This window comes from Rossellomorea arthrocnemi (assembly GCF_904424705.1).
GTDB lineage: Bacteria > Bacillota > Bacilli > Bacillales > Bacillaceae_B > Rossellomorea > Rossellomorea arthrocnemi.
The window spans coordinates 77,270-99,678 of sequence record NZ_CAJGBF010000005.1 but is presented as its reverse complement, the minus strand read 5'-3'; the positions used below and the strand labels follow the sequence as shown (position 1 = coordinate 99,678).

Annotated in this window: 17 protein-coding genes; 10 read left to right on the top strand and 7 right to left on the bottom strand. The window is 38.9% G+C overall.

The genetic code is table 11. The features are described 5' to 3' along the window. Window positions 1-49: 49 nt before the first annotated feature. Window positions 50-1,219: a CDP-glycerol glycerophosphotransferase family protein gene (locus BAA9072_RS09300; protein WP_201714413.1), complete on the bottom strand. Its 1,170-nt coding sequence runs from the start codon at window positions 1,217-1,219 to the stop codon at window positions 50-52. Then, window positions 1,219-1,617 carry a glycerol-3-phosphate cytidylyltransferase gene (tagD, locus tag BAA9072_RS09295; RefSeq protein ID WP_201714412.1) on the bottom strand — a complete coding sequence of 133 codons (399 nt, stop codon included), beginning with the start codon at window positions 1,615-1,617 and terminating at the stop codon, window positions 1,219-1,221. Before tagD ends, BAA9072_RS09300 begins: the two co-directional genes overlap by 1 nt. Before the next feature lie 460 nt (window positions 1,618-2,077). On the opposite strand from tagD, the gene rfbA reads away from it, so the two are divergent. The 6 genes from rfbA to BAA9072_RS09265 all read left to right on the top strand — a co-directional run bounded on the left by rfbA (window position 2,078) and on the right by BAA9072_RS09265 (window position 10,443). Continuing rightward, window positions 2,078-2,956, top strand: coding sequence for a glucose-1-phosphate thymidylyltransferase RfbA (gene rfbA / locus BAA9072_RS09290; protein WP_201714411.1), 879 nt, complete (start codon window positions 2,078-2,080; stop codon window positions 2,954-2,956). Between the two features lie 17 nt (window positions 2,957-2,973). Next, the gene (rfbB, locus tag BAA9072_RS09285) at window positions 2,974-4,032 is read left to right on the top strand and encodes a dTDP-glucose 4,6-dehydratase (RefSeq protein ID WP_201714410.1); all 1,059 of its coding nucleotides are present in this window, start codon (window positions 2,974-2,976) and stop codon (window positions 4,030-4,032) included. A gap of 103 nt (window positions 4,033-4,135) precedes the next feature. Beyond that, window positions 4,136-6,151, top strand: coding sequence for a CDP-glycerol glycerophosphotransferase family protein (locus tag BAA9072_RS09280; protein WP_201714409.1), 2,016 nt, complete (start codon window positions 4,136-4,138; stop codon window positions 6,149-6,151). A gap of 30 nt (window positions 6,152-6,181) precedes the next feature. Continuing rightward, window positions 6,182-7,468 carry an ATP-grasp domain-containing protein gene (locus tag BAA9072_RS09275; RefSeq protein WP_201714408.1) on the top strand — a complete coding sequence of 429 codons (1,287 nt, stop codon included), beginning with the start codon at window positions 6,182-6,184 and terminating at the stop codon, window positions 7,466-7,468. A gap of 1 nt (window position 7,469) precedes the next feature. Further along, window positions 7,470-8,594 carry a DegT/DnrJ/EryC1/StrS family aminotransferase gene (locus tag BAA9072_RS09270; protein WP_201714407.1) on the top strand — a complete coding sequence of 375 codons (1,125 nt, stop codon included), beginning with the start codon at window positions 7,470-7,472 and terminating at the stop codon, window positions 8,592-8,594. Further along, window positions 8,587-10,443 carry a glycosyltransferase family 2 protein gene (locus BAA9072_RS09265; RefSeq protein ID WP_201714406.1) on the top strand — a complete coding sequence of 619 codons (1,857 nt, stop codon included), beginning with the start codon at window positions 8,587-8,589 and terminating at the stop codon, window positions 10,441-10,443. Before BAA9072_RS09270 ends, BAA9072_RS09265 begins: the two co-directional genes overlap by 8 nt. Window positions 10,444-10,505: 62 nt before the next feature. Here the strand turns inward: BAA9072_RS09265 and BAA9072_RS09260 are convergent, their stop codons facing one another. Next, window positions 10,506-12,317 (bottom strand): LTA synthase family protein, encoded by a 1,812-nt coding sequence (locus BAA9072_RS09260; protein ID WP_201714405.1) that lies wholly within the window; start codon window positions 12,315-12,317, stop codon window positions 10,506-10,508. Between the two features lie 204 nt (window positions 12,318-12,521). Here BAA9072_RS09260 and BAA9072_RS09255 point away from each other — a divergent pair, with 204 nt between their 5' ends. After that, window positions 12,522-13,568 carry an NAD(P)H-dependent glycerol-3-phosphate dehydrogenase gene (locus BAA9072_RS09255; RefSeq protein ID WP_201714404.1) on the top strand — a complete coding sequence of 349 codons (1,047 nt, stop codon included), beginning with the start codon at window positions 12,522-12,524 and terminating at the stop codon, window positions 13,566-13,568. Between the two features lie 45 nt (window positions 13,569-13,613). Here BAA9072_RS09255 and BAA9072_RS09250 read toward each other — a convergent pair whose 3' ends face one another. From BAA9072_RS09250 to BAA9072_RS09240, 3 genes are read right to left on the bottom strand one after another with little or no spacing between them, the layout of a single operon-like run. Continuing rightward, the gene (locus BAA9072_RS09250) at window positions 13,614-14,798 is read right to left on the bottom strand and encodes a glycosyltransferase family 4 protein (RefSeq protein WP_201714403.1); all 1,185 of its coding nucleotides are present in this window, start codon (window positions 14,796-14,798) and stop codon (window positions 13,614-13,616) included. 5 nt (window positions 14,799-14,803) lie between these two features. Further along, on the bottom strand, window positions 14,804-16,333 hold the full coding sequence (gene murJ, locus BAA9072_RS09245; protein WP_201714402.1) for a murein biosynthesis integral membrane protein MurJ: 1,530 nt from the start codon (window positions 16,331-16,333) through the stop codon (window positions 14,804-14,806). Window positions 16,334-16,351: 18 nt separating this feature from the next. Next, entirely contained in the window at window positions 16,352-17,836 is a 1,485-nt protein-coding gene (locus tag BAA9072_RS09240; RefSeq protein ID WP_201714401.1) for an O-antigen ligase family protein, read from the bottom strand. A gap of 308 nt (window positions 17,837-18,144) precedes the next feature. Between BAA9072_RS09240 and BAA9072_RS09235 the strand changes: the two genes are divergently transcribed. From BAA9072_RS09235 to BAA9072_RS09225, 3 genes are all read left to right on the top strand, one after another. Further along, window positions 18,145-18,873 carry a WecB/TagA/CpsF family glycosyltransferase gene (locus BAA9072_RS09235; protein ID WP_201714400.1) on the top strand — a complete coding sequence of 243 codons (729 nt, stop codon included), beginning with the start codon at window positions 18,145-18,147 and terminating at the stop codon, window positions 18,871-18,873. A gap of 32 nt (window positions 18,874-18,905) precedes the next feature. After that, window positions 18,906-20,009, top strand: coding sequence for a glycosyltransferase family 4 protein (locus tag BAA9072_RS09230; RefSeq protein WP_201714399.1), 1,104 nt, complete (start codon window positions 18,906-18,908; stop codon window positions 20,007-20,009). 73 nt (window positions 20,010-20,082) lie between these two features. Next, on the top strand, window positions 20,083-21,129 hold the full coding sequence (locus BAA9072_RS09225; protein ID WP_201714579.1) for a glycosyltransferase family 4 protein: 1,047 nt from the start codon (window positions 20,083-20,085) through the stop codon (window positions 21,127-21,129). Between the two features lie 91 nt (window positions 21,130-21,220). Here the strand turns inward: BAA9072_RS09225 and BAA9072_RS09220 are convergent, their stop codons facing one another. Continuing rightward, window positions 21,221-22,264 carry an LCP family protein gene (locus BAA9072_RS09220; RefSeq protein WP_201714398.1) on the bottom strand — a complete coding sequence of 348 codons (1,044 nt, stop codon included), beginning with the start codon at window positions 22,262-22,264 and terminating at the stop codon, window positions 21,221-21,223. Window positions 22,265-22,409: the final 145 nt, after the last annotated feature.

Sequence of the window (22,409 nt, the reverse complement as noted above, 5' to 3'; positions counted from 1 at the left end):
TTTTATTTTGAGTTTTCCTAACAAACAAAATCTCTCCTTCTGGATGCAATCAAGAATCCAGCTTTTTGTAGATATACCGGGCAAATGCATCACTTGATTTACCCTTAGAGTACATATTCCAATGGTTTTTAAAATCAACTACCCTTTGTTTATTGAAAGAATTCAACTTAATAATTTCAATGATTTCTTCTGTATTATATGCAATGGGACCAGGAACAAATTCTTCATATTTCTCCCAGAACCCTCTCTCTTTACTATATTCTGCAAGATCATAAGGAAAAAAGATCATTGGTTTCTCTAAGATTGAATATTCAAATGGAACAGAGGAATAATCCGTAATAAGGCAATCCGTCACAACTAACAAGTCATTTAAATTAGGGTAATGGGATAAGTCATAGACGAAACCCGGATAATCTTCTTCCAAATTTTTATCATTTTGTATCGCCCGGTGCAATTTGATAAGAAGAATATGAGTGCTTGAAAACTGCTCATATAACTTCTCGATATTTAAATGAAGCTGAAATTGGTGTAAGTCTGCTTCGCGATAAGTCGGTGCATATAATAGCACTTTCTTCTCTTTTATGTCTGGAATCGAAGAAGTTAACCTGGTCTTAAGCGACTGGATCTTCTCCTTATCATAAAAAAGGTCGGTACGGGGGATGCCCAATCTCAATATATGAAGATCTTGTACACCAAAAGCTTCATAATATATTTGGGCTAATCCCTCAGAACCGACAGCGATTTTATGAAAATGACGATAAACCTGTTTAAAGCGATTATTAGCCCGTTTGCTTCTGAACGGATTGGATGGATCTTTTAATCCGAATTTCTTAATCGCTCCTGCAGCATGCCAAAGTTGAATGCATTCAACACCTTTTCTGAATGGGGTTGAAGCTAAAAAGCCATAATAATTATCAATGACAATCACTTTGGATGTTGCAAGGTGATAAATGGACTGTAAAACATGTATCGGATTTAAACTATTATAAGGAATAATAGTCGAAGAAACATCTTCGAACTGATAGTTACATTTTTTTGAAAAGAGTACAACGGATTTTACCGGGTTTTTTGTTTTTCTAATTTCATCTAACACATAATAATGGTTGTCTCCAAAAGTGGCGACAAAAACGACTTTCTTTTGGATGGGAAAGAGATTAAAAAAAGAAAAGAACAGTTTAAAAACCAATAAATAAAGCGTTATGGCAAGCTCTCTTACCATTATCTGCTGTCAACTTTAAGCAGGTCTTTTTTAATCTTTGTTGTAGAAATTCCAACAGTTCTTGGAAGATAGACAACTTCACAATGATCTTTAAGGAAATCGAATTCACCTTCCCAATCATCACCCATAACAAAAGTATCAATATTATGCTTGTATACATCAGTGACTTTTTGTTCCCAATTTTCCTCGGCGATAACTTCATCAACGTATCTGATTGATTCGAGAATCATCTTTCTGTTATCGAAGCTGTGATAAGACTTCTTATTTTTAAGTGCATTAAACTCATCAGAAGAGATTGCAACGATCAAGTAATCCCCTAAGTCTTTAGCACGTTTTAATAGATTGATATGACCCCAATGCAATAAGTCAAAAGTTCCGTATGTGATAACTTTTTTCAATTTATATGCACTCCTTTAATTTTACTTACTATATAGAACGACGTGTCGAATTTATGCGAAACAATATCAGTAGTTTACCCTATTTCTTTTACGAGATAATTACAGGAAGATATCTATCTAATGTAAAGTTTGTTTCAAACAGATAATAGGGTTGTAAATAAAGTATCAAACTACTTGTCTATTTTAATGGTTTTCCATATAGAATACAAGTTGCTTTACTATAATTGTAAAAATTGTATTTAGATGCTTTTGAAATAAGGTGAGGGGATACTTATAATGGTCTGTGTCGACCCTTATAATAAAATGTTGAATTATGTTAATATTTTCTTTAGTATATAAAAGATGAACGTTACGCGAATACTGACAAAAATGGAATCAAATGTGAGAGTATCTTCCTATAATATTCTTCATGAAAGTTCAATGGCATTCACTTACAAATATTCTTAATGAGGTGTTAGATATGAAAGGAATCATATTAGCAGGTGGAACAGGATCAAGGCTCTATCCGATTACGAAAGGAATATCAAAGCAGCTAGTCCCTATTTATGATAAGCCGATGGTGTATTATCCATTATCTGTGCTCATGCTTGCGGGGATCAGAGATATTTTGATTATTTCAACTCCAAATGATATGCCTCAATACCAACAATTGCTTGGGAATGGGGAAGATCTGGGCATTTCCATTACATATCAAGTGCAAGATAAACCCCGTGGATTGGCAGAAGCCTTTATCCTGGGTGAAGATTTCATTGGGGATGACAAAGTGGCACTCGTACTGGGAGACAACATATTCTATGGACAAGGGTTTATGGAAGCGCTGTATAGAGCGGTTGAATTGGAGAAGGGTGCAGTCATTTTCGGTTATTATGTAAGCAATCCGGAAGAATACGGTGTGGTAGAATTTGATGAGAATGACAACGTAATTAGTATTGAAGAAAAACCGTCTCAACCTAAATCAAATTATGCTGTTCCAGGTCTGTATTTTTATGATAACGATGTGGTGGAAATCGCAAAGAATGTGGAACCTTCTGCAAGAGGTGAATTGGAAATCACATCTATCAATGATGCCTATTTGAAACGCGGGAACTTGAAAGTTGAAACTTTAGGCCGGGGAATGGCCTGGTTAGATACAGGGACCCACAGAAGCTTATTAGAAGCAAGTAACTTTGTTGAAGCGGTTCAAAACCGTCAAGGTCTATTTATCTCTTGCATAGAAGAAATTGCCTACCGAAAAGGATTTATTTCTAAGGAGCAATTATTAAACCTGGCGGAACCTTTATTGAAAACGGATTATGGGAAATATTTAGTTCGAATAGCAGAAATAAGCAAAGAAAAATAGAAAAGGTTGTGATTCATGTGAAAACGTATTTAGTAACTGGTGGAGCAGGATTCATCGGGGCGAACTTTGTGCATTACATGCTTGATAAATACTCTGATATAAAAATCATTAATGTGGATTCCCTTACCTATGCAGGGAACTTGGAAAATTTGGTTAGTGTAGAACAAAACCAAAATTACGAGTTCATTCAAGCGGATATTCGGGATGAAAAAGCAATCAATCAAATCTTTGAAAAACATGACATTGATTACGTTGTTAATTTCGCTGCAGAATCACATGTCGACCGGAGCATAGAGAATCCTTCCATTTTTGTAGAAACAAATGTTAACGGTACTCTGAACCTGCTTAATGTAGCCAAGAAACACTGGGAAATGGAAGATGATCAATACAAGTCAGGGAAGAAATATGTTCAAATTTCAACTGATGAAGTATACGGTTCATTGGGGGAAACAGGATATTTCACAGAAACCACCCCACTCGACCCTCACAGCCCTTATTCATCCAGTAAAGCATCTGGAGATTTAATGGTGAAAGCATATAGTGATACATACAAAATGCCTGTTAACATCACTAGGTGCTCAAATAATTATGGTCCTTATCAATTCCCGGAAAAGTTGATTCCACTGGTAATCAACAACTGCTTAAAGAAGGAAAGCATCCCGGTGTATGGTGATGGAATGAATATCAGGGATTGGCTTTATGTAGAAGATCATTGTAAAGCGATTGATATGGTCATTAATGATGGGGTCCTTGGTGAGGTTTATAACATTGGTGGACATAATGAAAGAACAAATATTGATATTATTAAAACCATTATCAATCACCTGAGTGAAAAAGTAGATTCTTCTATTTCAGAAGATCTCATTACATTTGTAAAAGATCGCAAGGGCCATGATAGAAGGTATGGAATAGACCCTACCAAGATCTCCAGAGAGTTAGACTGGCTTCCTGATACTCCTTTTGAGGAAGGGATTATTAAGACGGTTGATTGGTATTTGGACAATAGAGAATGGACAAATAAAATTGTTTCTGGTGAATACAAAGAGTATTATACGAAAATGTATTCTGAAAAATAAATTTAAAACGATTGAAAGGATTTGCAATCTTACCCATTGCAAATCCTTTATCCCCATATAGGAATGATTTATCAACCTTTCATAATTGTAAGGAGAATATACAATGAAAACAAAGATGAAAAATCTCTTGAAGAAAATTTCATTAACACATACTTTAAAGAACATGACGATTGACGATGAAACTCATATTGTGGAGTTAACCTTCGAGGATTTAAGCTTTTTATTAAAGAAAGAATTAATGGTCAAAGATCGTTCGTCAGGAAGAAGAATACATATTTCTATTGTAAATAATACTAGTACAGTGACTCTCCAGGAACTTTCCGAACTTACAGATGATGGCAAGTTGGATTTCTATCTCATAACGAATATAGCTGGTAGAAAAATCAAACAGCGTATATCCTTTAATTCAAATATTAAACTCACTCATCTTATAGATGAGCCTACTAAAAGAGAATACAGAATAATAAAAACAGTCAAAAACAACCTTACAGTTCATTCTGCTAAGACATCGTTTAAACAAGAAGTGAAAGAAATCAAAGTGATAGGAAACAATTTTTATATTTCTGGTTCAGTTGAAGATTTGGATAATAAGAAGCCGGAAAATGCTGAAATGGTTTTTAAAAGAAGAGATAATAATAAGTTTATCGGATTTAATCTTGATTTTAGTGCTAGTGATAAAAAAGATGAATTTAATTATAGTGGAATTGTATATCTTGATAAATTTAAGTCGGACCTGGTCGTAAATTCTCGATGGGATGGCTTTTTGCAGCTAAGGGACATTAATAACCAAGTGATTTATCGAAAGCCAATAAACCTTCAAACTTATAGGGAATTCGAGAGAGAAGAAGAAAGATATTTGGTTAATATTACTAATAATGAAGAGTTTATTACAACTCTATATGCCACAATGGGCTTAAACAGTATGGCGTTGTGGTATACAAATACAACTCAATTTGAAAAAACATATCAAATTGCAAGAGGGAAAACAGTTTTTAATCATACATCGGAAAATGAACCATTAAATCATAAGATGGTCTTCTTTGAGAGCTTCTTTGGTAAGAACTATTCAGGTAACCCTAAATATATATATGAGGAAATGTTGAAGGATCCGAACTACAAAGACTTTACCTTTGTTTGGTCGTATAACGGAATAGATCCTAATATAATTCCCGGTTCACCAATAATTGTAACAAGGGAATCGTTGGACTATTATAGGTATCTTGCTTCTGCCAAGTACTGGGTAAGTAATATTGTCTTTCCAGTCCATAAAAAGCGAGAAGGTAATATTTACTTGCAAACTTGGCACGGTACTCCTCTAAAAAAATTAGGATTCGATATTGAGATTGAGGGTCCAGAGACCTTGGCAAGAGAAAACTTTTACATTGAATCAAGAAATTGGGACTATCTGATTGCTGCCAATAATTACTCTTCAGAAATATTTGAAAGAGCATTCAAATATGAAAAAGATATATTAGAGTATGGTTATCCGGCAAACGATATTTTTTATAGAGATAAAGATGAATTAACTCAAACAAAAATGGACGTTAAAGCTAAGCTGGGGATTCCCTCTGATAAAAAAGTGATCTTATATGCACCTACCTGGAGAGACGATGAAATGGTAGGTTCTTGGGAACATACATTTAAATTAAAGTTTGACGTAGATAAATTTTATGAACAGCTGGGGACTGAATATGTTTTAGTACTAAGGATGCATCATTTGGTGGGAGATTCTTTGGTCATCAAAGAAGAGCATAATTCATTTTTATATGATTGTTCTAAATATGATGATATCCAAGAGCTTTACACGATCGCAGATGTATTAATTACAGATTATTCTTCAGTGTTCTTTGATTATGCGAACTCTCTAAAGCCAATTCTCTTTTATGCATATGACTATGAGAAATATAAAGATAACATCCGGGGATTTTACTTAGACATGGAGGAAGAACTTCCTGGGCCAATAGTAAAGGATGACCAGGCACTTTTAGAGTCTATCGTGAAGATTGAAGAAGTTCAAAAAACTTATCAAGAACGTTATCGAGCATTTTATCAAAGATTTTGCAGCGTGGAAGATGGAAATGCAAGTAAAAAAGTAATTCATACAGTGTTTAAGCATTAAGATATTATTTTTCATAAAGGGTGAATACATTTGGACAAAAGTATATTAGTATTTCCATGTGGGTCGGAGATAGGGCTAGAGATAAATAACGCTCTTAAGTATGCAAAAGGCATAAAATTAATTGGTGGTTCAAGTATTGCCGACCACGGCAAGTATGTTTATAAGCATTATGTAGAAGGGATCCCGAATATAGATGAACCCGGTTTTATAGAAGCTATCAATAAAGTAATCGAGGATGAAAGCATTGACTTCATTTTTCCGGCACACGATAGTGTAGTTCTGAAATTATCCCAACATAGACAAGACCTTAAGGCGGAAGTATTAACCTCCGATCAATATACTTGTGAAGTGAGCCGTTCCAAGAAGAAAACGTATGAGCTCTTCCATGGTGAATCTTTTAACCCGCATATGTACGGTCATCTGGATGAAGTAGAGTCATACCCTGTATTTCTTAAACCTGATGTAGGTCAAGGTTCAAAAGGTGTTGCATTAGCAAAATCCCAAGAAGAGGCAGAGTATCACCTGGAAAAAAATCATGACCTCTTAATATTAGAATATTTACCAGGAAAAGAATATACGATTGATTGTTTCACAGATCGTCACGGCCAGCTTCGGTTTTCAGGAATGAGAGAAAGAAAACGGATAAAAAGTGGGATTAGCGTTAATTCCCATACTCTAAAAATAGATGAAGCAGTAAAAGAGATTGCTGAGAAAATCAATCAAACCTTAAAGTTCAGGGGGATGTGGTTCTTTCAAGTTAAAGAGGATGTGGATGGGAAATTCAAACTCCTTGAAATAGCCCCTAGAATAGCAGGCACCATGAACCTGTTCAGAAATAAAGGTGTTAACTTCCCTCTTCTCACGGTGTACGACAGACTTGGATATGACGTAGACATCATTGAGAATGAATATGCCATTGAAGTGGACAGAGCCTTTACTAATCGTTTCAAACTAGATCTAGAATACGAAAGGGTCTACATTGATTTTGATGATACAGTCACATACGGGGAAAAGGTAAATCCGTATGTAATGATGTTTATGTACCAATGTTTGTCAAAAGATATTGAACTTATTTTGATTACAAAGCATGTACATGATATTCGGGAAACGTTAAGTAAACTAAAGATTAGTGCTGAAATGTTTAATGAAATCATCCACATTACGCATGATGATCTCAAGCATACTTATTTCAAACATGACAAAAAATCGATTTTCATTGATGATTCGTATATTGAACGAAAACAGATCCACAAAGAATATGGACTTCCTGTATTTGACTTAGATGCGATAGAATCTCTCATTGATTGGAGATATTAAAATGAAAAAAGAGCTTATCTTTGATCATTCAATAACTGTTACCCAACCGTCTTTACCCAATTATGCAAGCTATATTGCCTACGTGAAGGATATATGGGAAAGAAAGTGGTTAACGAATAATGGACCTCTTCACGAAGAATTCAAAAACCGCTTAAAGAGCTATTTAAGCACGACGAATGTAGAACTATTTACAAATGGACATTTAGCGCTAGAAATCTCTCTTAAGGCATTAGAGCTGGAAGGGGAGGTCATCACGACTCCTTTTACATTTGCTTCAACGATTCATGCAATAAAAAACTGTAATCTTGAACCTGTTTTTTGTGATATTGATCCTGTTACGTATAATATTGATCCCACAAAAATAGAAGAATTAATTACAGATAAGACGTCAGCTATTGTAGCAGTTCATGTCTTTGGAAATCCTTGTGAATTGGAAGCGATTCAAGCAATCGCTACTAAACACAATCTAAAGGTTATTTATGATGCTGCGCATGCTTTTGGCGTGGAAGTGGATGGGAATGGAATTGCGAATTATGGAGATGTTTCCATGTTCAGCTTCCATGCTACGAAGGTTTTCCATTCGATTGAAGGCGGGATGCTTTCTTTTTCCGATGAAATGCTTTCCCCGATATTGAATGCGTTAAAAAACTTTGGAATTACATCTCCTGAAACGGTTGATTATATAGGCACCAATGCCAAGATGAATGAATTCCAATCGGCAATGGGTTTGTGTAATCTTGAAATCGTTGACAAAGAAATCAGCTCGAGGAAAAATGCTTATACTCGCTATATGGAAGAGCTGACAGGTTTGGATGATGTTCAACTTCTTAAGCTTCCTGAAAATATTAAACCAAACTATGCGTATTTTCCGATATTATTGAAAGATCATAAGCTAAGAAACTTTCTAAGCGACCGGCTGACTAAATACAATGTAATTGCCAGAAAGTATTTTTATCCCTTATGCAGTCAATTTGAATGCTACGATTACGATGGAAATGAAACCCCTGTCGCACTTGATGTAAGTGATCGCATTCTTTGCCTGCCGATGCATGCAAATTTAGATGTAAAAGAAGTAAGTCAAATATGTGATATTATTCGATATGAATTAGGTGATTATAGTGAATGATCATATTAAATTAAGCGTTGTGGTATTAGTTTATAATACAGAACAATATTTAAGAGACTGTTTAGATTCGTTGGTCAATCAAACATTGGATGGTATAGAAATCATTGCTGTGAATGATGAGAGTCCTGATAACAGTCTTTTTATCTTAGAGGAATATGCTGAAAGATACTCAAATCTAACCGTTGTTAATCAAAAGAATAGTGGCGGAGCCGTTGCCGGTAATAAAGGTGTTAGAATGGCAAAAGGGAAGTATGTTACGATTGTGGATTCCGACGATATAGTACCACTTGATGCTTATGAAAAAATGTACTCTAAGGCAGAAGCAGCTTCTGCTGACATAGTAATAGGAAAAGCAAACATTATTATTGATGGCCTTCAAAAAGAAATACTTTATAAAAAAGAAAGAGAAGTTTGGAAAGAGAATCGAGATATACAAAACGTTAAAGAATACCTAGATATTTTTTACGATGCTTTTTATTGGAACAAGATATTTAATAGAGAATTTTTGCTGAAATATGACTGTTTAATGCCGCCTGGAATGCTTTATGCAGATAGGCCAATGGTCCACAAAGCTTTTCTTTATGCCAAACGCATCTCAATTATTACTGATTTAGTTTACTTGTGGAGAAAAAGAGGAGAAGACGCTACTCATAAATCCATTTCTCAAACAAACAGTGACATTAAGAATTTTAAAGACAGAATAGAGTCTTATGAATATCAACTAAATTATTTTAATGACTTTGGAGACTCTTTTATTAAGAATGAGTTCCTAAAGAGAAATCTAGATCGACTTTTATTTCCAATTTCGGGTGTAACAGAAAGTGATCAATTCAAAGAAGTATACCTAAAAGAAGTAAAAGCCATCTTTAGTCAAATCGATGATATTCATGATAATGATTTAGGTGTCATAAAGAATGTGTATATTTATATGATTCTTAATGACCTAAGTAATGAATTGGTTTCATTCTTATCAGAAGAACCAAAAGGGAAGATCGTGGAAGAAGACGGGAAATACTTCTGGGCACTTCCACTGTATAAAAATAATAAAACGTATGTTCCTGATGAGATATTCCAGCTTAAAAAGATGCTGCCTCAATTTATAGCAATTGATTCAATCGAACTGAAGGATGGATATGTAAATGTAGATGGTCTGTCATTTCCGAAGGCATTTGACATTACAGGAATTGAATTGCTTGTGCGATCGCGCTTGAATATTGAAGATGCAAAATCTTTTTCGTTTGAAGAGACCGATAGGGGTTATTCAGTTTCCATCGACCTGAACAATTTTGATTATACAAATGTCTATGATATTTACCTGTCTGTAAACAATAATAACAGTGTAGATTTGTTTCGTATAACATCGAACATGCTTTCAGGGAAATCCAATTCGAAGAAAATTCAATTGAATGAACAGTACAAATTGTTCTTTACAAAAAAAGGAAACCTATCACTCCTAGGGAAGAATATTATTGTAGAAGCACTTCACTCGGATTCTAACCAAATGAAATTCCTTGTGAATAAATATCCGCCTAATCGCACGTTGGAATTCTTTGTGAAAAACAGGGTGACAAAAGAAAAAGTGTACTTTAAAACAGAAGATAATGGTTTTTCTCTATTGTGGAAACACTTTATGGAAACGGATTATGTGTATGACTTATATTATGAAGTGCACGGGCATAATTTCCGATTATCATCTCAGCAGATTCATGAATTTGATGCTAAATTGGTAAAATGGCCAAAGACTTCAGCTAAGTTATATGTGACGAATCAAGACAATATCTCCATCGATGTAAAAGGTCCATCCAAGATTACATTGAGAAAAATCCAAAGGAAGTTAAAAAAATCGTAGTAAAACAAAGGAGCTTTTTTAAAAAAGCTCCTTTTGTTTGCTTATTGGGAAACGCCACCGCATTACTTTTTAACGTTGGCGTTGAAATAATCCCCTTTAATGATGAGGTTTGAAAGATTCAAGAGATCTTCCTGTGCTTTAGGTAGCCCTCTTACAATACTATCCCCGGTTATATACAGAGGCTCCTCAACATATCCACCACTGGGAATCAGTGCTTCGCCTGTTTGTTTGGCAAACAAGTTTGTACCTAACACATATCGGGGATCGCTTTTTAGTCCCATTACAGAACGCAGGGTCGGCATGACATCAATTTGCCCCCCGATCGTTTCATCGACTTTGCCATCAATAGAAGGGTGATAGATCATAAATGGGACCGTAGCATACTCCCTGTACCACTCTTCATATGAAATCTTCTTATTGAGCCATTTCTCCAGTAAACCCTTATCTCTGTAAAAAATCCCGTTGTGATCTCCGTATAAAACGATCATAGAATCTTTCAGCAGTCCGTTCTTCTCCAGTTTGTTTATGAATATCGAAAGTGCTTCGTCTGTATAGCGGACGGTTTGAAAGTATGCACCTAAAAGAGTGTTCTGAAGTTCCGTTGGCAAAGTGAGTGTTTTCTTATCATCGGGAAGATCATAGGGCATGTGATTCGACAGGGTAACGATAAAAGAATAGAAAGGTTTTTTCTCCTCCAGTAATCGGTCTCCCATCTTCGAGAACATTGTCTTATCCCCTACCCCCATTCCGACGATCTCATTTTGTGGGAAATCCTCAATCGCAATGAACCTATCAAAACCTAGTGAAGGGTACATATTATGGCGGTTCCAGAAAGTCCTCTCATCTGCATGAACGGCATGAGTGGTATACCCGTTCTGTTTTAAATCATGAGGCAGGGAATGATAGGTATTGTTTGGGTATCGAAAGAATACTGACCCTGTCTTTAAAGGAAATAAAGAGGTTTGAGTCAGAAATTCCGCATCTGAACTATTCCCTCCGATGGTTTGGGCATAAAAGTGGGGGAAGGAAATACTATTCTTGAACAATTTATTCAAGGTGGGTGTAATCTCCTGTCCATTCACTTGTTTATTCATGACAAATTGCTGTAAGGATTCCACTTGAATAAGGATAAGATTTTTATTTTTTCCTATTCCGGCAAGGTCGGTCTTGTTATCCAGCCCTGCAGCGGCAGCTGGATGGATGTCAGTTAATCGTTCGGCAATGTGAGACCGCTTTTCTGACGACAGTTTAAATTGTGAATCCCTTATATGAAAGAAACCATCTAACACATGATGGCCAATAATTCCATATTGAACCATAAGGTCCTTAGAATCGTAGGCAACGATGGGTGAATCAGCATGATCAATAAGCACTAATTTTAAAGGTTTCAATATAACCAAAGCCATTCCGACAAGCAGAATGGAAAAGGCTGCTTTGAGCCGAACTTTTTTGCTAGTGAAATGATAAGGCCTTATTAAGAGAATAGGCAGTAGTACAAGGTCTACAATAAATAATAGGTATTGGGGCTTCAGAAAATAAAGGATACTGTCTCCAAGCCCTGATAAGTTATTGGTTTGATAAAAAACGGAAAAGGTGATGGGAGAACTGAAATAATCTAAATAAAGTGCATTTGATAGAAGGACGATTGAAACCAGAAGATTGATGATGAAGGAATAGATCAATCTCCCCTTTTGTTTAAGGAAGAAAGAAAGAGCATAAAATATGGTCAAGAATCCTATTGAGGTAGAAATGGCCCCACTGGAGATCGGAGTAGAGGAGAAATAATGAAACAGAACCATTTTGAAAAATAACCATATAAAAATGAGTTCGTTTAGGTATTGAGTAAAAAGAGATCGCCATTTAGTCACGTTCATTCCAATTCACACCTGCTTTATAATAAATATGTTGTAAAGTGTAGTGTATGATTGTGACAAAAGTATTATTCGTCCTGAAGGTCTATTCCTTATCTAAATGGGTATAGGTAGAGGGGATATGTTTTATGATATAATGAGTCAAAATATTTTTTAGATTAAACGATTTATTTCAATCAATATCAGAATATTAGGCGGTGTACAATCATGAACCAACAACCAATCACAGTAATAGGCACAGGAAGCTGGGGGACGGCCCTGGCCATGGTACTGGCTGACAATGGCTTAGACGTGAAGATTTGGGGAAGAAGCAGAGAAACCATTGCTGAAATCAATCAATACCATAGAAATGAAAAATACATAAAAAATGTTAAGCTTCCAGAGAATATAGTGGGATATCTCGATTTGAAAGAATCATTGGAAGGTGCGGATACCATTATTCTCGCAGTTCCTACCAAGGCTATGCGGGAGGTTCTTGCTCAAATCCAGGAAGTGCAGGAACGGGCCCTGACGATTGTTCATGTAAGTAAGGGAATCGAGCCCGAATCACTGTTAAGGATTTCGGAAATCATAGAGGATTCGATGGAGCCTGTGAATCTGAGGGATATTGTGGTGTTATCTGGACCGAGTCACGCAGAAGAAGTGAGCTTGCGCCAACCGACAACAGTCGTAGCGGCTTCAAAGAATCCGGATGCGTCCGTCATGGTCCAAAACATGTTTACGAACCACTATTTCAGAGTGTATACCAATACGGATATTGTCGGAGTTGAAATAGGTGGAGCCCTTAAGAATATCATCGCTCTGGCAGCCGGAGTGGCTGATGGTTTGGGTTATGGAGATAATGCGAAAGCGGCCTTGGTGACAAGGGGGCTCATCGAGATTTCCAGACTTGGTTCGAAGATGGGGGCGAATCCCCTCACGTTTTCAGGATTGTCGGGGATCGGTGACCTGATTGTGACATGCACAAGTGTTCATTCCCGAAACTGGAGAGCAGGGAATATGCTTGGAAAGGGAATGAAATTAGAAGAAGTGCTTGATAATATGGGAATGGTCGTCGAAGGGGTACGAACAACGAAAGCAGCTAAGCAGCTGGCGGAGAAATTAGAAGTGAGCATGCCGATTGCCGATGCATTGTATGACCTTCTCTTTAACGGAGTGCAGGCGAAGGAAGCGGTGGATCGATTGATGCAACGTAACAAAACCCATGAAATGGAAGATCTTGTCGTCCTCCTTGAAAACAGGTTAAACGAATAGAAGAAGACCGTGGATCCTCCTTTGGATTCACGGTCTTTTCCTTCTTTATCTGCCTGTTTTCATTCCTTTGGCCGCTTTCTCATAAATGTGTTCATACCTTTGGGCTGCAGAAAGATGGGAGTATTCCTCTTCTATTTTTCGACGAGCGTTGTGTGAAAGCTTTTCACCAAATTCAGGGGAGTCGAGTATTTCAATGATGGCATCAGATAATGCTTCTGTATTTCGTTCTTCCACTAAGAGTCCGTCCTGATGATCATGAATGATCTCTTTCAGTCCTCCTACAGCACCGGCAATGACTGGAGAAGAGGAACCCATTGCTTCCAATGCTGAAATGGATGTGGCTTCCTCTACGCCATAGGAGTGGATGCTTGGAACAAGGACGATATCCGCCACTCCATATAAGTATTTCATTTTCTCATGGGGAACGGTGCCGAGGAGAAGGACATTCTCATGAAGAGCCTGCTTCTCCACTTCCTTTTTAATGGCCGGCATCTGTTCACCTGTCCCTGCGTATACTAAAATGGTATCCGGGTGTTTCGTTAATACCTTTTTCATGGCAAGGGTTGGATAGATCACGCCGTTCTTCTCCGTCATCCTCCTTGGGACAAACAGCATCTTCTTATCTTTAGGAATATGGAATTCATCTTTAATGGCAGATAAATCAAGCTTCTTAGGATCAAAATCTTCCACATCTATGAAGTTCTTGATTGAAGTCGCTTCTCTTTGAGAGATTTTATAGACATAATCTTTGATTCTCTGATCGACGGTGACGACTTCAGCCGCCAGGGAGTAAGCTTTCCTCTCTCTTTCTCTGATCAGTTCATCCTCTTTACTGCCTTCCTGGATGGCCCCCCTGCTGATCGCTTCGAAGGAATAATAACCGTGAACGGTTTCGACAACAGGAATGCCGGAACTCTCCGCGGCAAGAGTGGCATAGACATCTTGTGTGTTGACAACATCATATTCCTGGCTTAGCCGGTGGAGCTGCTTCTGAATCAGTTTCATCCTGTTTTGATCGTTCATCACCTGTCCGGACCCGGGCTTGAATTTACTTGCGATGAAGCCCGGTGCCTGGGCATATGCTTTACGGACGATAGGGTTCAGTTCCGTAAAGGACAACACGTCTACTTGATGGCCTCTTGCTTCCAGTCCGTTTTTCAGAGTAGTCATGTGTGTGGAAAGTCCGCCTTCATGTGGATAGTCAAAGATGGTTGAAAGTAAGATTCTCATATTTGCTAGCTCCTTTTCACTTTAATCTTGTTTGCTAATGGCTGAATGGCATTGACCTTGAACACAATGGAGAGAGCAAGGTAGCCTGCGAATATCAGGAATGTTACAACAGATGTTTCCAGGAAAACATTCATATTACCGGAAATCGCCTTCAAGACTGGAACCACAAGGATGAGGACTCCTATGGTCACAAGGGTTAATTTACCGGCTTCTTGAATAAACTGCTTCGAATAGGCACTCTTATCTTCATCATTCTTCAAAAGGTAAAGGAAGAGGACGAGGCACTGCATCAGCATCGAGATGCTGGATGCCAGCGCTATTCCGCTCACCGCCATGAATTTGGATAGGGTAATGCTAAGGACGATATTCACCAGCACGGCTCCAAGACACGAATACATGGCAATCTTCGTTCTCTTCAGCGCATAGAATCCGTTCATAAGGAAGTCCCGCAGGGCAAAGAACACTAATCCTAACGCATAGTAGAACAAAGCCTGATTGGTAATGTCCGTGGCTGCCTTGTTAAAGCTGCCCCGTTGAAAGGCAATTTCGATCAGATTATCACCGATTAACACCATCAGAATAGTGAATGGGATACTCGCGAACAGGATGAGTGATGTCCCCTTTTGAATGATGGCAAAGAATTTCTTGTAGCTTTCCAGTACTCCTTCCACTAAGGAAGGATATAGTACGGTAATCAGGGGGGTCAGGATGACACTCAGTGGAAGCCATAATAACCGGTTTCCATAGTTCAGGGCTGATACACTCCCCGTCTCAAGACCTGTTGATACCATGCGGTCCACCAGACTGTTTAATTGAACGCTGATGGCAGCGATGATGATCGGATAGAAAAGGATCAAGATCTGAAGGATTTTTTCTTTATGTTCCCGAAACCGGAAGTTACATCCGATCTCAGCCTTTTTAAACGAGGGGTATTGAATGAAGAACTGCCCTGCCGCCCCGATTAACACCCCGATAGACAAGCCGTATACCCCGTATGTATGGGCCAAAAGAATGGTAGCAAGAATAATGACCACGTTTTGAATCGTGGCTGAAAAAGCGGGTAATACAAACTGTTTATTTGCATTGAGTATTCCTGTAGAGATGGATGTTAAGGTCAGGAAAATCATACTCGGTATCATGATCCTTGTAATTTTAACAGCAAGGGCGACTTGTTCCGCCGTGAATCCCGGGGCCATGATTTCAATCAATGGTTGGGTGAACATCATCGTCACTCCGATAAAGAGAAGAGAAACAATCAGAAAGAAGGTCCCCAATAAACTCATGAGCTTTTTGGCATCCTGTTCATTCTTGCTGCGCTCCTCCATGAAAAGGGGGATCGTCCCTGCTTGAATCGCTGTTCCTATCGCCGTAAACAATAGGGTGGGAACGAGACTTGAGACAAAGAAGACATCCGCGACTTCCGATGTACCAAAGTACGCGGCGATGATGCTCTCCCTTGCGAATCCGAGGATTTTCCCCAACCCGGATATGAGCGTGACCAATCCGATTGCTTTAACGAATGTTGGTAATTTCATTGAATTCCTCATTTATGATCATCTTGGTTTTTCATCCTCTAAAGGATTCCTTCCCTTATATAGAAAGTAACCCAAAATCGAGTAAAAGTAGAGTGTCAGAATCTTTTCTTCCAATACGTTATAGAATAATGCCATCAGCAGTGCCGCCACGATCAGAGAAAACAGGACCGGCGAAAGGGTTTGCCCGCGTCTTTTCCAAAGCAAAACGAACAGTCCGATGATGAAGAAAAGGACGAATAATGTACCGAGTGTACCGGTTTCAACAAGGAATTGTATGTATTGATTGTCAGAGTACATCTCTTCAGGTAACCCGTACTCATCCGTTATGGGGGACCCATAACTTAATGTGGCAGAATCACCAAAGGTTCCGAAGCCTGTTCCGATGACCGGATGTTCCATATAAATGTCTATTCCCTTGAATACAACATATAATCTGCCCCATTCCGTACTTTTTTGAATGATGTCATCCGAGAAGATTTCCTTGAATCGATTTGAGAAAGTGGATGATTGACTTTGGTTTTTATCATGCTGTTCCTGCTCGTTTTCATTTTCTTGTTCATCTACTTGAGATGAGGGGCTTTGATGATCCGGGTTCCCCTGTGATACAAATGTCTTGGCGGCATTGGCTGGATAATAGATGATGCAGAGACCAACCACGACCGACACGACAAACATTTTTATCATTTTCCAATCCCTCGTCAATAGAATATAAAGGATGAACGCAATTCCAAATGCTAATATGGATCCCCTTGAATAGGTCAGGCAAAGGACGCCGAGCATGAGGACAGCGGCGGGGAGGAGTACCCATTTATACTTCCGGAATGAATGATAAGCATATAGGGTGGTAAAGAGACAAATGGATAGATAGGTACCCAATACATTCGGATTCGCCGTCAGTCCGTATACTCTCATCTCATTGACGGATGATAAGTTCCAATTCTCCCATGCTTCAGGTACGAACCACGTTCTCGACGTAATGAATTCAATCAACCCATGGACGGAAAGAAGGGAACCCATGATGATGGTGATTCCGGCAAAACGCCTGATGTCCCGGCGCGTAAATGTGGTTTCCCCGACGATGAAAATCATCAAGAATGTAATTAAAAACGCCCTGTTTTGAAAAATGACCGCTTTCAGTTCCACCCCGGTGGCAAACGCCGATATCGACCCTATGACACAGAATAATATAATCCCGATCGTCACAAGATAGTTTGTAATCCGGGGTATGGGTTTCTTATACTTTATGTAGTCAATGATGGTCAGAGCAAATAGGAAAAGGATGAGCGCGTCACCTAAAAGTTTAAAACCGCCGTTCATTTCTATTAGAAATGGCCTGATGGGGAAGTATACAAATAATAGCAGTAATCCACTCTTTTTATCCTTCAAGACCAGGAACAGTGTCACAGCGATTGAAATAACGGACACTGCCAAATGAGTGAAGATCAAGGGCAATAGAATACTGATGCCGATGAGAATCATAAGAAGCTTATTCTCTTTAAACAAATCAATTCCACCTTTCAATCTGAGTCACGTATTTAAAGGTTACTTCTAGTATTAGCTTAATAAATGAATTTATAGTTTTATTTAATTTTTTGTAAAGATTCATGAAGAAATCATAATAATTCGATGACAATGAAAAAAGGGGATCATTTTTATTTTATTATAGATGCGGAACGGAAATTCCTTTTATTCGGAAATATTGATTTATAATTGTCATTTTACTGTAATCATTCTTAACAGAAATACTATTTCAGAAAGGGTTCACCTAAGATAGAATGAACATAGAGAAATAGTAGGAGAGGTAGACGGCTATGCAAAAAGAATCCATCGATATATTAAATATTCCTTTCGTGAATAAAACAAAGGATGATATCGTACATGACCTTTACAATCAATATTTGAAAGAGGAAAAAAAGGCTTTCATCGTGACGGCCAATCCGGAAATCGTCATGCGGGCCCGTACAGATACAGATTATCTTTATACATTAAGTAAAGCAGATTATATTGTTCCCGACGGTATTGGGGTGGTCATTGCATCCAGACTCAAAAAACAGCCCCTTATCGAGAGGGTGCCGGGGTTTGAATTGATGGAAGAACTTCTGGCTGTATCCAATGAACACCGGCTTCGGGTATACATTGTCGGTGCGAAACCGGAAGTATTGGATAAAGCCATTGGAAATGTGAAGGAAAAATATCCAAACCTTCTATTGGCAGGATATCACCATGGATACTTCGATGATCATGATGAAACAGTCATACAGGATATCGAGGAGAAACAGCCCGATCTCATTCTTGTCGCTCTAGGGTTTCCAAGACAGGAGAAATGGATCAAAGAGAATATGCCACGTGTTCAAAAAGGTGTCTTTATCGGGGTCGGGGGCAGTATCGATGTACTTGCCGGGCACGTAAAGAGGGCTCCTGTCATCTGGCAGAGAATCCATTTGGAGTGGTTCTACCGTCTCCTTCAGCAGCCTTCAAGATGGAGACGGATGGTGGTCCTGCCACAATTCATCATCCAAGTAATAAAATCTAAAGGATAACCTTATTTAGGATAGAGAGGGGGACTTGATTCATGAAGATATTACATCTGAATGCCGGAAACGAAAGTGGAGGCGGCATGTATCATATCCTATCTTTACTAAATGAGTTGAACAGAGAGGAATTTTATTTAGGTGTATTTGAAAAAGGTGAAATGTTAGATCGTGCTCAAGACCTCGACATCCAGACTGTGTTGTTTCAGCAGGATTCCAGGTTTGATCTATCGATCTTGAAAAAGGTTATCCGCTTCATCCGACAAAAAGACATCGACATCATCCATACCCACGGGGCAAGAGCGAACTGCTATGGTGCGTTAATCAAATCGTTAGTAGATGTTATGTGGATGACAACAGTACATAGTGATCCCAGAGATGACTTTATGGGAAGAGGATGGAAGGGTAAACTATATACTTTCTTGAATCTTAACGCTTTGAAGAAAGCGGATCATCATCTTGCCATCTCGGAGCGGTTCAAGCAAATCTTGTTGGATCACCATATTGATGAGACCAAAATAACGACGATATTAAATGGGATCGATTTCGACAAGGAGTTGCCAGAGCCGTTTTCGAGGGAAGAATTAGGGGTGAAGAAAGATGATTTCATCATCCTTATGGTCGCAAGACTGGAAGCAGTCAAAGGTCATAAAGTTGCGTTGAAAGCCGTAAGCAACTTAGTGGTGGATCGTCCTAACGTGAAACTCCTGCTGGTCGGGGATGGTTCAGAACGAGAAGCCCTTACGGAATATTCAGCAGAACATGGGATTTTCGGCCATGTGGAATTTCTGGGACACCGAAATGATGTAGAAAGGATTTATCCCGTGGCAGACGTGGTGATCCTGACCTCCTACAGTGAGAGTTTCCCCCTGGTTCTACTTGAAGCGGCAAGGGCCGGTATCCCCATCATGACAACGGATGTGGGCGGGGTGGATCAACTCATTCCCGATGAGAACTACGGCTGGATCATACCCATAGAGGATAGCGGTAAATTGACGAATAACCTCGAGTCAGCTATGAGGAAAAAAGCACAGGGAACACTCACTTTTATGGGCGAAAAGATAAAAAAGTACAGTAAAAGACAATTTTCGGTAGAGCAATTCGCCAATAACGTTTATAATGTATACTTGAAGCTAGGAAACTAAATTGAGTATGTATTAATTACCTGTTTCGCAAGTAAAGTTACCGGGTAGATTAACTACAAGAGGTGTGACAATGATGTTAATTCTAACCTTAATCATATGTTTTTTGTTAACTCTGGGGATAACCCCGTTAGTAAAGAAACTTGCCTATAAAGTAGGTGCCACCGATCAGCCCAACGTTCGGAAGGTGCATCAGAAGATTATGCCTCGAATGGGAGGACTCGCCATTTATATAGGGTTCATTGCAGGATTCGTCATTTTACGACCTGAAGACCCTTATGCGGGAGCCATCATCCTGGGAAGCGCCATTATCCTGTTAACCGGGATGGCCGATGATATATTTGAATTATCAGCCCGCCTGAAATTATTGGGGCAGCTGATAGCGGCCGTTACAGTAGTACTTGGCGGCGTACAGATCGAATTCATCAACCTTCCATTTGGTGGAGAACTTGAGTTTGGTCCCCTCAGTATCCCAATCACGATCCTCTGGATTGTAGGAATCACAAACGCCATCAACCTCATCGATGGATTAGACGGCCTGGCAGCAGGAGTTTCGACGATCGGCCTTGCCACAATCGGTTTCATGGCCATGCTTAAAGGTGACGTCTTCGTGATGTCCATCGCCTTGATCCTCATAGTGAGCACGATTGGATTTCTCTATTTCAACTTTCATCCAGCCAAGATCTTCATGGGTGATACGGGAGCCTTGTTCCTTGGCTACATGATAGCCGTGCTCTCCATGCTTGGGTTTAAGAATGTTACGATGATTTCTTTAATCATTCCATTGATCATCCTGGGGGTACCCATTTCAGATACCTTCTTTGCAATCATCAGAAGGATTGTCAACAAAAGTCCGCTGCATGCACCGGATAAATCGCATTTGCATCACTGCTTGCTGCGAATAGGGTTCACCCATAAACAAACCGTCATCATCATTTATGCAATCGCAGCAATGTTCAGCATGGCAGCCATCATCTTTTCCATGTCGACTGTATGGGGGGCCATGATTGTAGTGGCCATCCTGCTCATCGCAATTGAATGGTTCATTGAAAGTATCGGTCTTGTGAATTCAAATTATCAACCGTTGATTAAATTTGTAAAAGCAAGGGCAACAAGGAAATGAAAACAAGAAAAGAGAAGGGATCCGGTCGGTTCCCTTCTCTTTTCTTTCATGGCAAAGCAAAAGACTGCAGGTCCTCTGCAGCCTTTCGTTTTTATTCATATGAGTCAGAATCCTCTACACTTTGTTCAGAGTAATCACTCTCACCAGCCGTGGTGGGATCGATTTCAAGATGATCCTGTAATTCGATACTCGTATTGGCCAGGCTTGTTTCGTCCAGTAACCAATAGTAAACATTCTCGATGTACGTATCTTCTCCTTCAAGAGAGAGGGTGTTCATGTCCAATTTCTTCTTTAAACCATAACTGGATAAGGCTTTCATCTCGTCGAAGGTCATGTTGGTTTCCATATTGTCTCCGATGGCTTGAATGATGTCATCATATTTTGTCAGGGCATTTGCCGATATGGCTTTCTGCATAACCCCTTTCAGGATTTCCTGCTGTCGTTTTCCACGTTCAATATCATTATCTTTCTTTCTGGTTCTGGCAAGAGCCAGCGCTTCTTCACCATCAAGACTCTGCATGCCGGGAAGTAAGTGGACCGCATTTGCTGTATCCTTCGAATTTTGTTCGTACATCTCATAAGGAACTTCAACATTTATTCCGTCAAGGGCATCCACTACATCAATAAAGGCATGGAAGTTCATCTTCACATAATAATCGACAGGGATGTTAAACATGGTTTCGACGGCTTCAATGGAAGCTTTCGGTCCTCCATATGCGTGAGCGTGGTTGATCTTTGTTTTGTAGCCCACTTCAGGTAAGTAAACATAAGAGTCCCTGGGGATACTGACAAGCTTAACGGATTTTTCCTTTTCATTCAGGGTGGCGAGCATAAGGGCATCAGATCTTGTGGCGGAACCAAAGTTACGGGTATCACTTTCATCGACCCCTATAAAGAGAATCGACACATTATCGATTTTAGGATCGACCTTCTCGGTACGAAGTTGTGATTTTTCTCTGCCTTGGATATCTTTAAACGAACCGTTAAAGGCGGTTTCCGCTTTCTTATACAACATGGCTCCATAACCGGCAACTGAGAACGTAACGATGAGGAGGGGGATGATGAGGAAGAACACAATCCTTCTCCTGCGCTTCTTTTTCTTAATCATATTAACATGACTTCGTTCAATCGACATTTATAGAAAACTCCTTCTTCAAGTAGTACAACTAATAACAATTTTCGACGAATTATACCAATTTCTATTGTACTATGTTATCCCTGAAACCGTAAAATGAAATTTTCATTACAAAAGGAACATATTTTGAATATGTATACATTGT